Genomic DNA, 13,967 nt, shown 5'->3' on the forward strand with positions numbered 1-13,967 from the left:
CGGGTGTCAGACGTCCTGGCCGCTGCCGTCGACGGACGCGACCTCGATGCCCTCGGTGATCTCGTCGATCACGGACTGCTTCTCGCCGACGTCGATGCCGAAGCGAACCACCACGATCTGCCCGGACCGGGCGGGGGAGGGGAAGGCCAGCGACTGGACGTAGCCGTCGGCGCCCTTGCTGGTGACCGCCTTCCAGCGCACCAGATAGCCCTTCTGTCCGGCCACGGTCACGGCCTCGGAGGCCAGCACCTGGTGCGAGGTGATCTCGCCGTAGCCCTCGCCGTAGGAATCCTCGGCGTTCTGCTCGATGTCCGCCTTGGCGACCTCCTCGGCGGAGTCGCCGGCGGTGCCGAGCAGGCTCGCCGGAGCCGAGTAGGCGCCGCCCTTGGTGCAGTTCTGGGAGGTGTCCCCGGGGCACGCGTACGACTGCTCCGAGCTGACCAAGGCGCCCACGCTCAGCTCCTGGCCGTACCAGCCGTCCGGTATCGGCAGGCTGATCCCGCTGATCGGGTCGGTCACGGAACCGCTCTCGATCCGGGGCGCCTCGGAACCCTCCGGTGACGGCGACTCCCCGCCGTCACCACCCGAACCGCCGTCACCGCCCGAACCGCCGTCTCCCCCCGGGCCGCCCGAGCCGCTGTCGCCGCCCGAACCCCCGGAGTCGCCGAACGGGCCGCCGCCGGGACCTCCCTGGCCTCCCTGGCCGTCCGGCTGCTGGGAGTTGGCGGAGCCGCCGTCCGATCCGCCGCTGTCGGTGAGGACGTACACGCCCACCCCGATGCTCGCGAGGACCGCGGCGGCCACCGCCACGGCTATCCCCGTGCGCAGCCCGCGCCGCCGGCCGCCGGGCGGCGCCGACGGATACGCCGGATACATCTGGTAGGCCGGATATGCCGGTTGGGCTCCGCCGGCCGGCGAAGGCGCCGGCGGACCCCATGCGGCGGACGAGCCCGCGGGGCGCGTCCGATCCGTCCACGCGCTGCCGTCCCACCAGCGCTCGGTGGCGGGAGCGTCACTTGTCTGCCCCGGGTCGGGGTACCACCCGGGAGGAGTCACCTGCGTCATGACCCCACCGTATGAGGCATCGGTGAAAGCCGTATGAGAGGGTCCCCGGCCTTTTCGCGTCACCGCCGCCGTCATCAGGCCGAACTCCGCGTCACCCGTGACGGCAACAGCTGCCCGGACCGCCCTCCACACGCACGGCCGGAGGGCTACGCTCAAGACCTGTACGTCGTTCGGGCGACTTGGGGAGGTATCGGGATGACGGAGGTACGGCCCACGGCGGCCACCTCGGCTTCCCTGTGGGAGCGCGAGGCCGAAGTCGCCGCCGTCGCACGGGCGGTGGACACCCTGTGCGCCGACCGTTCCTCCTCGGGCAGCCTGCTGGTGATCCGGGGCGAGGCGGGCTTCGGCAAGACGGCGCTGCTCAACCGGACCCGCCGCATCGCCGAGGCGCGCGGCTGCCAGGTGTGGTCCGCCCGCGGCGGCGAGACCCTGCAGTCCGTCCCGTTCAACGTCGTACGGCAGTTGCTCCAGCCCGCGCTGGTGTCGCTGCTGCCGGAGGAGGCCCGCGAGTACCTCGGCGACTGGTACGACATCGCCGGTCCCGCCCTCGGCATCACGGAACCCGGTGACCGCAGGGCCGACCCGCAGGGTGTGTGCGACGGCCTGGTCGCCGCCGTCCGGCGGCTCGCCCGCCGCGACTGGCCGCTGGTGCTGCTCATCGACGACGCCCACTGGGCCGACCTGGAGACCCTGCGCTGGCTCGCCGCCTTCGCCGAGCGCCTCGAAGACCTCTCCGTCCTCCTGGTGGTGACCCGCAGGCCCGGCGACGTCCGCGGGGAGGGCGCCCGCCACCTCGACGCGGTGGCCGCCGCCGCGAGCCGCCCGGTCGCCAACCTCAGCGCCCTCACCCCCGACGCCACCGCCGGACTCACCCGCGCCACCGTCGGCGGACACGCGGACGGCGCCTTCTGCCGCGAGGTCTGGGCCGTGACCGCCGGCAACCCCTACGAGACCGTCGAACTGCTCGCCAAGGTGCAGGACAGCGAGCTGGAGCCGGTCGAGTCCTCCGCCGCCGAACTGCGCGCCCTGAACCGCTCGGCCCGCGGCGGCGGTCTCGTCGCCCGCCTGGAGGGACTCGGCATCGAGGCCACCCGGTTCGCCTGGGCCGCCGCCATCCTCGGCGCCGGCATCACCGTCACCCAGGTCGCCCGGCTCGCCACCATGAGCCACGAGGACGCGCTGCGCTGCGCCGAACTCCTGTGCAACGCCCGTATCCTCACCGTCCCCGACCCCGCCGCGGTCCCGGTCAGCGACGGCGACCTGGAGTTCGTCCACCCCCTCATCGCCAGCGCCGTCTACAACTCCATCCCGCCCGCCCTGTGCACCGCCATGCACGGCATCGCCGCCCGGGTCGTCACCGACTCCGGACGCGGACCGGCCGCCGCCTCCCGCCATCTGCTGGAGGTCCACCCGGACGACGACGCCGAACTCGTCGCCCAACTGCGCGAGGCCGCGGGCGAACACCTCGCCGTCGGCGCCCCCGACGCGGCCCGCCGCTGCCTGGAGCGCGCCCTGCGCGAACCGCCCCGGCCCGAGGTCCACCCGCACGTGCTGTACGAACTCGGCTGCGCCACCCTGCTCACCTCGCCCGCCACCACCATCGGACATCTGCGCAGCGCGCTCGCCCTGCCCGGACTCGACGGCGCCGAGCGGGTCGACGCCGTCTACCGGCTCTCCCAGGCCCTGCTCCACAACAACCAGTTGGAGGAGGCGGTCCGCACGGTCGAGGCGGAGGCCGCCCGGCACGAGTCCGGCCCCGCCCGGATGCGGCTCCAGGCCGTGCAGTTCATGTGGGAGGGCATCCACGCGGGCGAGACCACCTCACCCACCCGCTCCGAGCGGCTCGCCGACCTCGCCCGCACCTGCGCCGGACACGACAACTCCGAGCGGGCCCTGCTCATCCTGCGCGGCTTCGACGCCATGGCCCGCGGCGAGAACGCCGAGGAGGTCGCCGAACTCTGCGACCGCGCCCTGGTCAACGGCCGCCTCGCCCCCCGGACTCGGCTGGACCGACCCCGAGTGGGGCATCGAACTGCTGATGATGCTGGCCAGCGCGTACGCCTACGCGGACCGGCTCGACCGCGCCGAGGCCCTCTTCAACGAGGCGCTGCGCGCCTACGAGTCGGCCGGCTGGATGGGCGGTCACCTCGCCCTGGCCCACGCCTACCTCGGCATCGGGCACCGCAGGCGGGGCCGGCTGCGCGAGGCCGAGAAGTCGCTGCGCGAGTCACTGCGGCTCGCCGAGCGCGTCGGCCGGGGACTGCCCCTGTACTGGTCCGCCACCTGCAACCTCGTCGACACCCTGCTCGCCCGCGGCCAGGTGGCGGAGGCCTGGGAGGTGGCCGAGCAGTACGGCTTCGCACCGCCCTACCCCTCCACGATCGTGCTGCCCGACCCGCGGTCGGTGCGCGGACGGCTGCTGCTCGCCGCGGGCCGCACCAAGGAAGGCATCAACGAACTGGAGGAGGCCGAGAAGGCGGCCACCGCCCGCGGCCACCTCAACCCCGTCCTGGTGCCCTGGGCCGTCGACCTCGCCCGTGCCCTCGCCACCGAGGATCCGGCGCGTGCCGCCCAACTCGCCTCGGACGCCCGCCGCAACGCCGAGCGCTTCGGCACCGACACGGCCATCGGGGAGGCCCTGCGCTGCGCCGCCGCGCTGGAGACCGGCCAGCGCGCGGTACGGCTCGCCGCGCAGGCCGTCACCTACCTGGAGGCCTCGCCCTGCCAGTACGAGCACGCGGCCGCCCGGATCGAGTACGGCATCGCGGCCCGCTCCACCACCGAGCTGCACCGGGGCCTGGCCCTGGCCCGACAGTGCGGTGCCGACGGCCTGGTGGCGCGGGCGGAGGAGACGCTGGCGAGCGGAGTCGGACCCCAGTAGCTCACCGGGCGGGGCCGCCCGGCGGTCACGCCTGGTCCTCCTCCTCGGCCAGCACCCGCTGGGCCGTCGCGAACGCCGAGTTCGCGGCCGGAACCCCGCAGTAGACGGCCGTCTGGAGCAGCACCGCGCCGATCTCCTCCGGAGTCAGCCCGTTGCGCCGCGCCGCCCGCACATGCATCGCCAGCTCGTCGTAGTGCCCGTGGGCGACCAGCGCGGTCAGGGTGATCATGCTGCGCTCACGGCGGCCGAGCGTGGTGTCGGTCCAGATCTCACCCCAGGCGTAGCGGGAGATGAAGTCCTGGAAGCGGGCGGTGAACGGGGTCTGCCGGGCCTGCGCCCGGTCCACGTGGGCGTCGCCGAGCACCTCCCTGCGCACCCTCATCCCGAGGGCGGCGCCGCCGTCGAAGTGGGCGCGCAGCGCGGTCAGGACGGCCTGCGGGCACTGCGCGGGCGCGAGATGGGAGGCGCCGGGGATCTCCACGAGCGCCGCGCCGGGCACCGCGTCCGCGATCTCCCGCAGATGGGCCGGCGGGGTCGCCGGGTCCTCCCGGCCGGCGATCAGCAGCGTCGGCACGGCGACGCGCGCCAGCTCCTCGCGCAGGTCGAAGGCGGCGAGGGCGTCGCAGCAGGCCGCGTACGCCCCGGGGTCGGCCTCGCGGTGGTCCCGGACGAGCCGTTCCACGGTGAACCCCGGTGTGAACCAACGGGCGTCGGCGGTCCTCGCCAGCTCGGCGAGTCCCTCGGCCCGAACCAGCGCGGCCCGCTCCCGCCAGGGCCGCTCCCCGTTGAAGTGGGCGGAGGAGCAGATCACGGCGAGCGAGGACACCCGGTCGGGGTGGTACGCGGCCAGGTGCAGGCCCACCGCGCCGCCGAGCGACACCCCGGCGTACGCGAACCGGTCGACGCCGAGCGAGTCGGCCAGCCGCAGCACCAGGCCGGCCAGGTCGGCGACGGTGGCCCCCGGCCCGATCAGGTCCGCGGCCGAACCGCCGTGCCCGGGCAGGTCCCAGCGCACCACCCGGTGCCCGATCGACAGCTCGGGCGCCACCGCGTCCCACAGGGCGTGGGAGGTGCCCAGCGACGGACCGAGCAGCAGCGCGGGTGCGGATGCGGGGCCCTCGGCCCGGTGGTTGAGGAGATGGTCGTTCAACGTCGCTCCAGAGCGCGGTCGGTGAGGGCGGCGGCACTGCCGGTGTAGCGGGCGGGGTCGGTCGGCTCGACGAGGTCGACATCCTTCAACTCCGGTTCCGCGGAGAGGAGTTCCAGCAGGTCGCGGCCCTCGGTGTGGGTACGCCGGGCCAGCTCGGTGAGCAGCTCCTTGGCCCGCGCGCGGCCCAGTACCGGGGCGAGGGCGGCGGAGAGCCGCTCGGAGACGATCAACCCGTGGGTGAGGCCGAGGTGTTCGCGCATGGCATCCGTGTTGACCCGCAGTCCCTCGGTGAGTTCGGCGGCGTCCCGGGCGGCACCTCCGGTGAGCCGCAGTAGCTCACGCAGCGGTTCCCACTCGGCGTGCCAGGCCCCGGCCGGCCGCTCGTCCTCGGCGGCCAGCGACCCGTAGAGGGTGGCCGCGAGCTGCGGTGCCCGGCGGGCCGCCGCGGCGATCAGCGTGGACCGCACGGGATTGGCCTTGTGCGGCATGGCGGAGGAACCGCCGCCGCTGCCCTCGGCGAGTTCCCCGATCTCGGTGCGGGACAGGGTCAGCACATCCGCCGCGATCTTGCCGAGCGCCCCGGCGGTGAACGCCAGACAGCCGGCCAGGTCGGCGACGGGGGTGCGCAGGGTGTGCCACGGCAGCGTCGGCGCGGCCAGCCCGGCCTCCCGGGCGTACGCCGCCACCAGTTCGGTGGCGTCCTCGGCGCCGTACGCCGTGAACGCGGCCAAGGTGCCCGCCGCGCCCCCGAGTTGGACGGGCAGCGAGTCCCGTACGGCGGTCACGCGGTCCCGGGCGTCGAGGACCAGTGCGCGCCAGCCCGCCGCCTTCAGACCGAAGGTCGTCGGTACCGCGTGCTGGGTGAGGGTACGGCCGGGCAGCGCGGTGTCCCGGTGCTCCGCGGCCAGCCGCGCCAGCGCCGAGGCGGTGCGGGCCAGGTCGTCGAGGACGGCGCCGAGCGAGCGGTGGGCGACCAGCATGGTCGCGGTGTCCATGATGTCCTGGCTGGTCGCGCCCCGGTGGACGTACGGCCCGTACTCCTCGCCCACGGCCCGGGTGAGGTCGGCGACCAGCGGGATGACCGGGTTGCCGCCCGAACGGGCGCGCCGGGCGATCGACGCCACGTCGTACCGGCCCGCGTCGGCCGCCGCGGTCACCGCCGCCGCGGCGGCGGCCGGGCCCTGGGCGCGGGTCAGCGCGGCCTCGGCGTCGAGCAGGGCCTGGAGGTAGGCGGCGTCAGCCGTCGCGGTGGCGGCGGCGCACTGCGCCCACCCGGGTCCGAGCAGGCTGTCGGTATCGGCAGAACTCACTGGAACTCCAGGAAGACCGTTTCGCCCTCGCCCTGAAGGCGGATGTCGAAACGGTAGGCGCCCGGGTGGTCCTCGGCGGCGATCAGCGTGGCGCGTCGCTCCGGCTCCACCCGGGAGAGCAGCGGGTCGGCGGCGAGCGCCGTGTCGTTGCCCGGCAGGTAGATCCGGGTGTACAGGTGCACCAGCAGTCCCCGGGCGAACAGGCACACGCTGAGGTAGGGCGCGCTGTCGCCGCGGGCGCCGGGCCGCAGGGTCCGCGCGCTCCAGTGGCCGTTCGCGTCGGTCTGGACGCGCCCCCAGCCGGTGAACTCCACGCCGTTGCGGCCCAGGAAGCCGCCGGTGGCCGGATCGCGCCGCATCGAGCCGTCGGTCCGGGCCAGCCGGCCCTCGGGGTCGGGGCCCCACAGCTCCAGGAACGCGTCCGGCAGCGGGTTGCCGGCGCCGTCGCGGACGTACCCCTGGAGGGTGATCGTGTCCGGGTGCCCGACGGGGGCGATGTCGCCGCCGCCGGGGAAGGGCAGGGCGTGGCCGTAGAAGGGGCCGACGGTGTGCGACGGGGTCGGCAGGACCGTCTCGGGGCGGCTGGTGTCGATCTTCGTCATGGCTGGTCAGCGCCCTTCTTCGATCCAGGTGGCGTGCGGGCCGTCGAGCACGATGTCCCAGTGGTAGCCCATGGAGAACTCCGGCACCGACAGGTCGTGGTCGTAGGTGGCGATCAGCCGCTGCCGGGCCGCGTCGTCGGTCACCGACTGGATGATCGGGTCGTAGGGGAAGAGCGGGTCGCTCGGGAAGTACATCTGCGTCACCAGCCGCTGGGTGAACGCCGAGCCGAAGAGCGAGAAGTGGATGTGCGCGGGCCGCCAGGCGTTGAGGTGCTGACGCCAGGGGTACGGGCCGGGCTGCACGGTCGTGAAGCGGTAGTGCCCCTCGTCGTCGGTCAGGGTGCGGCCGACGCCGGTGAAGTTCGGGTCCAGCGGGGCGTCGTGCTGCTCGCGCTGATGGGCGTAGCGGCCCGCCGAGTTGGCCTGCCAGATCTCGACGAGCTGGCCGCGGACCGGGCGGCCGTCCCGGTCCAGGAGCCGCCCGGAGACGGTGATGCGCTCACCGATCGGCTCGCCCTGGTGCTGCCGGGTGAGGTCGTTGTCGATCTCGGTGATGTCCCGCTCCCCGAAGGCGGGGGAGGCCAGCTCCACCAGCTCCGGGTCCTTGCTGACGTCGATCGCGACCGGCGGCTGCTTGGGGTGGCGCAGGACGGAGGAGCGGTAGGGGGCGTAGTCGCGCCGCGGCTGGTGCTCCACGGGCGCGCCTTCGGCGAGGCGCTTCTCGTACGCCGCGTGCTCGGCGGCGATCTCCTGGTCGATGTCGTGCTGGGTGAGAGTCATGGGTTTCCTCAGAGGTTCGCCCGGTCGCAATTAGTCAGGGCACTGAGTATTTGAGCGAGGTGTTCTTCACGCTGCCACCGGAGAGGCCAACCGTCAAGAGCTGCGGAGAAGGGCAGGTCGTAGCGGCAGATGGTGTCCGGGCGGGCAGGTATCGTTCAGTGCACCAACGAAATCGAGGACTGGAGTGCACATGGCCGCGGTGGATCTGACCACCCACCCCGGGCATCTGGCCCGGCGGTTGCAGCAGGCGCACTACCTGCTGTGGAACACCATGGTCTCGGAGGAGACCACCTCACCGCAGTTCGCGGTGCTCAACGCGCTGGTCGCCGAGCCGGGCCTCGACCAGCGCACCGTGGGGGAGCGGGTGGGCCTGGACCGGTCCACCATCGCGGAAGTGATCAGCCGGCTCGGCCGCCGCGGGCTGCTGGACAAGGTCCGGGACCCGCAGGACGGCCGCCGCTTCCTGCTGCGCCTCACGGACGACGGGGCCCGCACCCACCGCAAGCTGGCCGTGCGCACGGCCCGGATGAACCAGGTCTTCCTGGCGCCCCTCTCCGCCGAGGAGCAGTCCCTGTTCTTCGACCTGATCCGCCGGGTCGCGGACGCGGCCGAGGGGCTCCGCAATCCGGCGGAACCCCTCGTACCCCAGGGCTGACCCGGCGCTCAGGGCGCCTTGACCAGGACCACCCAGACCTGGCCCTCGGCGAAGTTCAGCGGGCTGCCGTCGGGGGCCGTGAACTCGGTGCCGTCGCCGGCCTCGGCCCGCTTCCAGTCGGCCTCCCAGGCCCGTCCGTCGCGCAGCACCTTCGCCTTCCCCGTGCCCACGGTCTCGGTGTACGGGGTGTGGTTGCCGAGCGAGTCGTGGAACTCGGACGTGCGGATGTTCACGTACTGCACGACGACCGTCGCCGGGGCGAGCCGCTCTCCGTCGGTGGTCACGGTGGGCGTGCCGTCCTGCGAGACCAGCCACCGCTCCCGGCTCCCGGACCAGGTGAAGGTGAAGCGGGCGGCCGGGTAGCGGACCGTCTCCGAGGTGTCGGCCGTTCCTCCCGCGGGAGCGGCGCCGTAGCGGAAGCCGGTGGTCAGCGCGTCGGCGCCGGGGGCGGAGGGCAGCAGCCGGTCGGGGCGCAGGTAGAGGTTGTGCGGGGCGGGCCGGCCGTCGCCGCGGTAGTAGGCGCCGGAGGTCTCCCCGGGCGGCTGGGCGTCGACCGGCGCCCGGTCGATCAGCGGCAGCAGCTTGTGCTGGGCGCCGGAGAACGCGAGCTTCGGCTCGTCGAACTGGCGCAGCAGTTCGAGGTCCGACTCGCGGGCGCTGCGCACCGGGCCGACCGCCTCGGGCAGCTCGGTCGCGAACACCGCCATCAGACGGCTCAGCCCGCCCTCCACCGGTTCGACGTAGACGATGTCGGCCGCGTCGATGCCGGTCTGGGGCCGGGCCTGGCGGACGTTGTCGATCTTCACGGCGAGGACCGGGCCGGTGGCCGGAGGGGGCTGCTCGGGGCTCCGCCGCTGCTCCTGATCGGGTGCGCGCCCGTCGTCGCGGCCCCCGTCGGGCGAGTCGCAGCCCGCGGTCAGGGAGAGGGCCGTCACCGCGGCCAGCAGTGCCGCGGTCGTCGCGACGCGTCTCCTACGGGCCCTGCGTCCCTCGTTCACCGGCGCCACCCCGTTCTCCTGTTAATGATTGTCCGCTTGTACGTTCATTGGTGCCCCTACCCGCTCGAAACTGATCGCGCGCGCCGAATGGGCCGATCGGCGCACACCGATCGACCTCCTGGCACAGAGGTGTTCCGCCCCCGCCCCGGTCAGCCGCCGAGGATCTGGTCGAGGTCGTAGCGCACCGGCTCCTCCAGCTGGGCGTACGTACAGCTCTCCGGTGTCCGGTCGGGGCGCCAGCGGCGGAACCGGGCGGTGTGCCGGAAGCGGGCCCCGTTCTCCATGTGGTCGTAGGCCACCTCGCACACCCGCTCCGGCCGCAGCGGCACCCAGGACAGGTCCTTCTTCCCGGACCAGCGGCTCGGCGCCCCCGGCAGCCGGGCCTTCTCGTGCGCCGCCTCCTCCGCCCAGGCGGCCCAGGGGTGGCCCGCGGGGTCGTCCATCCGCAGCGGCTCCAGCTCCCCGACCAGCTCGGCGCGGACCTTCATGGTGAAGGCGGCGGACACCCCGACGTGCTGGAGGGTGCCCGCGTCGTCGTGGAGACCGAGCAGCAGCGAGCCCACCACCGGCCCGCTCCTGTGCAGCCGGTAGCCGGCCACCACGACATCGGCCGTCCGCTCGTGCTTGATCTTGAACATGGCCCGTTCGTCCTGGCGGTAGCGCGAGTCGAGCGGCTTGGCGATCACCCCGTCCAGGCCCGCCCCCTCGTACTGCTCGAACCACCGCGCGGCCACCTCGACGTCCGTCGTCGCCGGCGCCAGGTGCACGGGCGCGGTGACCCCCTCCAGCGCCCGGCCCAGCAGCGCCCGCCGGTCGGACAGCGGCTCGTCCAGCAGGGACTCGCCGTCCAGGGCGAGCAGGTCGAAGGCGACGAAGGAGGCCGGAGTGCGTTCGGCGAGGGTGCGCACCCGGGAGGCCGCCGGATGGATCCGCTCGGTGAGCGCGTCGAAGTCCAGCCGCCCCTCCCGGGCGATCACGATCTCTCCGTCCAGCACGCACCGCTCGGGGACACGGTCCTTCAGTGCCTCGACCAGCTCGGGGAAGTACCTGGTCAGCGGCTTGGTGGTACGGCTGCCCAGCTCGACCTCGGCGCCGTCGCGGAACACGATCGCCCGGAACCCGTCCCACTTCGCCTCGTACTGCATCCCGGGCGGGATCCTCGCCACCGATTTGGCGAGCATCGGCTTCACGGGCGGCATCACGGGCAGGTCCATGCCCCGATTCTGCGCGCGCGGACGGCGCCTCGCCCGGTGTGCGGGCCGTGGGAGGTGCGCCTACCGTGGCTCGCATGGGCGAAGCGGTGGAGCTGGAGGCGGGCGGACGCACGGTACGGCTGTCCAGCCCCGACAAGGTCTTCTTCCCGGAGCGCGGGTTCACCAAGCTCGACCTCGCCCGGTACTACCAGGCCGTCGGACCCGGCATCCTGCGCGCCCTGCGGAACCGGCCCACCACCCTGGAGCGCTACCCAGACGGGGTGGACGGCGAGCACTTCTTCCAGAAGCGGGCGCCGAAGAACATGCCCGACTGGATCCCGAGGGCCCACATCGCCTTCCCCAGCGGGCGCAGCGCCGACGAGATGTGCCCCACGGAGGAGGCGGCCGTGCTGTGGGCCGCCCAGTACGGCACCCTCACCTTCCACCCCTGGCCCGTGCGCCGGGACGACGTGGACCGCCCCGACGAACTCCGCATCGACCTCGATCCGCAGCCCGGCACCGACTTCGACGACGCGGTCCGCGCCGCCCACGAACTGCGCGAGGTGCTGGCGGAGTTCGGCGGACTGACGGGCTGGCCCAAGACCTCCGGCGGGCGCGGGCTGCATGTCTTCGTGCCCATCGAACCGCGCTGGACGTTCACCCAGGTCCGGCGGGCCGCCATCGCCGTCGGGCGGGAGCTGGAGCGCAGGATGCCGGAACAGGTGACCGTCAAGTGGTGGAAGGAGGAGCGGGGCGAGCGCATCTTCGTCGACTACAACCAGACCGCGCGCGACCGCACCATCGCCTCCGCCTACTCCGTCCGCCCCCGCCCGCACGCCCCCGTCTCCGCGCCCCTGCGCTGGGACGAGGTGGGGGTCGCCCACCCCCGTGACTTCGATCTGGCCACCATGCCGCAGCGCTTCGCCGAACTCGGCGACGTCCACGCGGACATGGACGACCACCGCTTCTCCCTCGACGCCCTGCTGGAACTGGCAGACAAGGACGAACGCGACCACGACCTCGGCGACCTGCCCTACCCGCCCGAGTACCCCAAGATGCCGGGAGAGCCCAAGCGGGTGCAGCCGAGCAGGGCCCGGCACGACACCGCGTGAGGGCGGGGCCCGAACGAGCCCCGCCCTCACGCGTGTTCACCTCTCCTTCCTCACAACTCCTTGATCCGGATGTCCCGGTACGAGACCACGTCCGTCGTGCCGTGCACCTGGAGCCCGAGGTAGCCGGAGGCGAACCGCCGCCCGTCCGTGCCCGGGTCGTCCGAGCGGGGCGGGGAGAAGACCTGGCCGCCGAGGTTGTCGAACTCGTTGATCAGCACGCCGTTGCGGTAGACCGAGTAGTGCTGGTCCACCACCCGGATCTCGTAGTCGTTCCAGGTGCCCTTCTGGGTGACACCCGCGCCGGCCAGGCCCACCCGGTCGAAGCCGTAGACCGAGCCCGTCTTGTACAGGTCGCCGTCGGGGCGGTCGAGCACCTGCACCTCGTGCCCGTACTTGATGGCGACCCACTCCGGCCGGGTCTCCTCGGGGTGGTCGTGGACCGACGGGAAGCGCACGAAGACACCCGAGTTGGCGTTTCCGGTGCCGGGGGCGTCGTCGCGCCACTGCAGGCGCAGCGAGAAGTCGCCGTACTTGCGCTCGGGGAACCACAGCATGCCGAGTCCGGCCCGGGTGGTGCCGCTGGTCATCGAACCGTCGGCGTTCAGTGCGAACGAACCGCCGCCCACGTGACGCCACTTGGCGAAGGAGCCGGAGCTGCCGTCGAAGAGCGAACGGTAGCCCTCGGTCTGGCCCGGCTTGCCGATGCCGGACTGGCGGGCCGCCCTGGTGACGGCATCGTACTCGCGCTGGTCGACGACGCCCTCGCGCAGCAGCCGGTCCAGGACCGTGCGCACATGCTTGAGGAAGAGGGCGTGGGAGGTCCACTCCTTCTCGTCCTCGATCAGCTCGTTGACCCGGCACCGGTTGTTCGTGAGCCGGTTGGGCACCCCGGAGTCGACCGTCCCGACGATCACCGTCAGCCGTTCGTCGTACTCCGGGCAGGGCGGCGCCGGCACCCCGCCCGCGACCACCGTGAAGCTCACGGTGAGGGCCGCCGAGGTGTTCCCGGCCCGGTCGGTCGCCCGGTAGGCCAGAGTGTGCGCGCCCGCGCGGTCGACGAGCACCGGCCCGCCGTAGGCGAGGTAGGGGCCGCCGTCGAGCGAGTACTCCACGCTCGCCACGCCCCCCTCGTCGGTGGCGCTCACGATGACCTGGGCCCGTGCCACGTACGCCCCGTCGGAGTCGCGCGTGCCCTCGACGGTCACGCCCGTCACCGGCGGTGTGGTGTCCTGCGGCGGCGCGGCCACCACGGTGAACTCCACGCTCTTCTCCGCCGCCGCGTTCCCCGCCTTGTCGGTGGCACGGAACCGGACGCTGTGCGTGCCCACCTGATGCACCATCACCGGCATGGTGTAGGGCTGCCAGGCGCCCGAACCGACCGCGTACTCGATGGTGTTGACGCCGGATCCGGTGTCGGAGGCGGAGACGGTCACCGTCGCCATGTCGACATAGGTGCCGTCGGGGTTGCGTTCGCCGCTCACCGTCGCCGAGGTCTGAGGCGGTGTCGTGTCGTCGGTGGGTGGGGCGACCACCGTGAAGGAGACGCTCTTCTCGGCGGCCGTGTTGCCCGCCTTGTCGGTGGCCCGGTAGCGCACCTCGTGGCCGCCCACCTGGTCGACCACCACCGGCGCGGTGTACGGCTGCCAGGCGCCCGTGTCACCGATCGCGTACTCGGTGCGGTCCACGCCGGAGCCGCCCTCGTCGGTGGCGTGGACCGCGACGCTCGCCGAACCCACGTACTCGCCCGCGGAGTTCTGCGTGCCGCTGACGTGCGCCGAGGTCTCCGGCGCCGTCGTGTCCTCGCCCGTCCCCTCGGTGACGACCAGGATGCCCTGCATCTGGCCGTGGCCGGGGATCGTGCAGGAGTAGAAGTACCGGCCCGGGGTGAGGGTCACCTCGGCGGTGTGGCGCCCGTCCATGTCGTCGTTGGGGCTCGCGAGGATGTTCAACTGGACGTCGCTGTTGAACTCCGGGTCGCTGGTGGCGAACGTCAGCGTGTGCGGCATGCCGGTGGTGTTGCCGGTCGCCGCGCTGTTCTCGAAGACGATCGTCGCCGTGCCCGCGACGGCCGTGGCGGGCGCCGAGTTGTACTGGGTGATGTCGTCGCCCGCGGTCCAGGTGAGCACCTGCGCCGCCCGCTGACCGGTCCCTTCGGCCCCGTCGGTCCGCGCGGTGGACGGCGCGGCCTGCAGCCCGAGCATGATCAGTACGGCGGCCAGCA

At 73.3% G+C, this 13,967-nt stretch carries 10 protein-coding genes and 1 pseudogene; 3 read left to right on the forward strand and 8 right to left on the reverse strand.

Annotation, left to right across the window (positions count from 1 at the left end; genetic code table 11):
- Nucleotides 1-6: 6 nt before the first annotated feature.
- Nucleotides 7-1,065: a DUF2510 domain-containing protein gene (locus AB0E07_RS15525; RefSeq protein WP_362250943.1), complete on the reverse strand. Its 1,059-nt coding sequence runs from the start codon at nt 1,063-1,065 to the stop codon at nt 7-9.
- A 195-nt stretch (nt 1,066-1,260) separates the two neighbouring features.
- Here AB0E07_RS15525 and AB0E07_RS15530 point away from each other — a divergent pair.
- Nucleotides 1,261-3,946, forward strand: a pseudogene (locus AB0E07_RS15530) (AAA family ATPase).
- A gap of 25 nt (nt 3,947-3,971) precedes the next feature.
- Here AB0E07_RS15530 and pcaD read toward each other — a convergent pair.
- Genes pcaD through pcaH form a run of 4 tightly spaced genes read right to left on the reverse strand, consistent with a single transcriptional unit; the run spans nt 3,972 to nt 7,788 of the window.
- Nucleotides 3,972-5,096 (reverse strand): 3-oxoadipate enol-lactonase, encoded by a 1,125-nt coding sequence (gene pcaD, locus AB0E07_RS15535; RefSeq protein ID WP_362250946.1) that lies wholly within the window; start codon nt 5,094-5,096, stop codon nt 3,972-3,974.
- Nucleotides 5,093-6,406, reverse strand: a complete 1,314-nt coding sequence (gene pcaB / locus AB0E07_RS15540; protein ID WP_362250949.1) for a 3-carboxy-cis,cis-muconate cycloisomerase — start codon at nt 6,404-6,406, stop codon at nt 5,093-5,095. Before pcaB ends, pcaD begins: the two co-directional genes overlap by 4 nt.
- A complete protein-coding gene (gene pcaG / locus AB0E07_RS15545) occupies nt 6,403-7,008 on the reverse strand; it encodes a protocatechuate 3,4-dioxygenase subunit alpha (RefSeq protein WP_362250953.1) in 606 nt (201 codons plus the stop codon). The genes pcaB and pcaG overlap by 4 nt, the downstream gene beginning before the upstream one ends.
- 6 nt (nt 7,009-7,014) lie before the next feature.
- On the reverse strand, nt 7,015-7,788 hold the full coding sequence (gene pcaH / locus AB0E07_RS15550; RefSeq protein WP_362250956.1) for a protocatechuate 3,4-dioxygenase subunit beta: 774 nt from the start codon (nt 7,786-7,788) through the stop codon (nt 7,015-7,017).
- A 190-nt stretch (nt 7,789-7,978) separates the two neighbouring features.
- On the opposite strand from pcaH, the gene AB0E07_RS15555 reads away from it, so the two are divergent.
- Nucleotides 7,979-8,443, forward strand: coding sequence for a MarR family transcriptional regulator (locus AB0E07_RS15555; protein ID WP_362250959.1), 465 nt, complete (start codon nt 7,979-7,981; stop codon nt 8,441-8,443).
- A gap of 8 nt (nt 8,444-8,451) precedes the next feature.
- Here AB0E07_RS15555 and AB0E07_RS15560 read toward each other — a convergent pair whose 3' ends face one another.
- Together AB0E07_RS15560 and AB0E07_RS15565 are read right to left on the reverse strand one after the other, a co-directional pair.
- On the reverse strand, nt 8,452-9,441 hold the full coding sequence (locus AB0E07_RS15560) for a DUF3048 domain-containing protein (RefSeq protein WP_362250962.1): 990 nt from the start codon (nt 9,439-9,441) through the stop codon (nt 8,452-8,454).
- A gap of 149 nt (nt 9,442-9,590) precedes the next feature.
- Nucleotides 9,591-10,655 (reverse strand): ATP-dependent DNA ligase, encoded by a 1,065-nt coding sequence (locus AB0E07_RS15565; protein WP_362250965.1) that lies wholly within the window; start codon nt 10,653-10,655, stop codon nt 9,591-9,593.
- Nucleotides 10,656-10,729: 74 nt separating this feature from the next.
- Between AB0E07_RS15565 and ligD the strand changes: the two genes are divergently transcribed.
- A complete protein-coding gene (gene ligD / locus AB0E07_RS15570; RefSeq protein WP_362250968.1) occupies nt 10,730-11,746 on the forward strand; it encodes a non-homologous end-joining DNA ligase in 1,017 nt (338 codons plus the stop codon).
- Between the two features lie 50 nt (nt 11,747-11,796).
- On the opposite strand, the gene AB0E07_RS15575 is transcribed toward ligD, so the two are convergent.
- Nucleotides 11,797-13,947 carry a family 16 glycoside hydrolase gene (locus AB0E07_RS15575; protein ID WP_362251386.1) on the reverse strand — a complete coding sequence of 717 codons (2,151 nt, stop codon included), beginning with the start codon at nt 13,945-13,947 and terminating at the stop codon, nt 11,797-11,799.
- Between the last annotated feature and the right edge of the window lie 20 nt (nt 13,948-13,967).

The sequence above is a fragment of the Streptomyces sp. NPDC048002 genome (genome assembly GCF_040653275.1).
Classification (GTDB): domain Bacteria; phylum Actinomycetota; class Actinomycetes; order Streptomycetales; family Streptomycetaceae; genus Streptomyces.

Excerpts from the sequence above, each read along its gene's own strand:
- AB0E07_RS15525 (WP_362250943.1), bottom strand. The coding sequence starts at position 1,065 with ATGACGCAGGTGACTCCTCCCGGGTGGTACCCCGACCCGGGGCAGACA.
- pcaG (WP_362250953.1), bottom strand. The coding sequence starts at position 7,008 with ATGACGAAGATCGACACCAGCCGCCCCGAGACGGTCCTGCCGACCCCG.
- pcaH (WP_362250956.1), bottom strand. The coding sequence starts at position 7,788 with ATGACTCTCACCCAGCACGACATCGACCAGGAGATCGCCGCCGAGCAC.
- AB0E07_RS15555 (WP_362250959.1), top strand. The coding sequence starts at position 7,979 with ATGGCCGCGGTGGATCTGACCACCCACCCCGGGCATCTGGCCCGGCGG.
- AB0E07_RS15565 (WP_362250965.1), bottom strand. The coding sequence starts at position 10,655 with ATGGACCTGCCCGTGATGCCGCCCGTGAAGCCGATGCTCGCCAAATCG.
- ligD (WP_362250968.1), top strand. The coding sequence starts at position 10,730 with ATGGGCGAAGCGGTGGAGCTGGAGGCGGGCGGACGCACGGTACGGCTG.
- AB0E07_RS15575 (WP_362251386.1), bottom strand. The coding sequence starts at position 13,947 with ATGCTCGGGCTGCAGGCCGCGCCGTCCACCGCGCGGACCGACGGGGCC.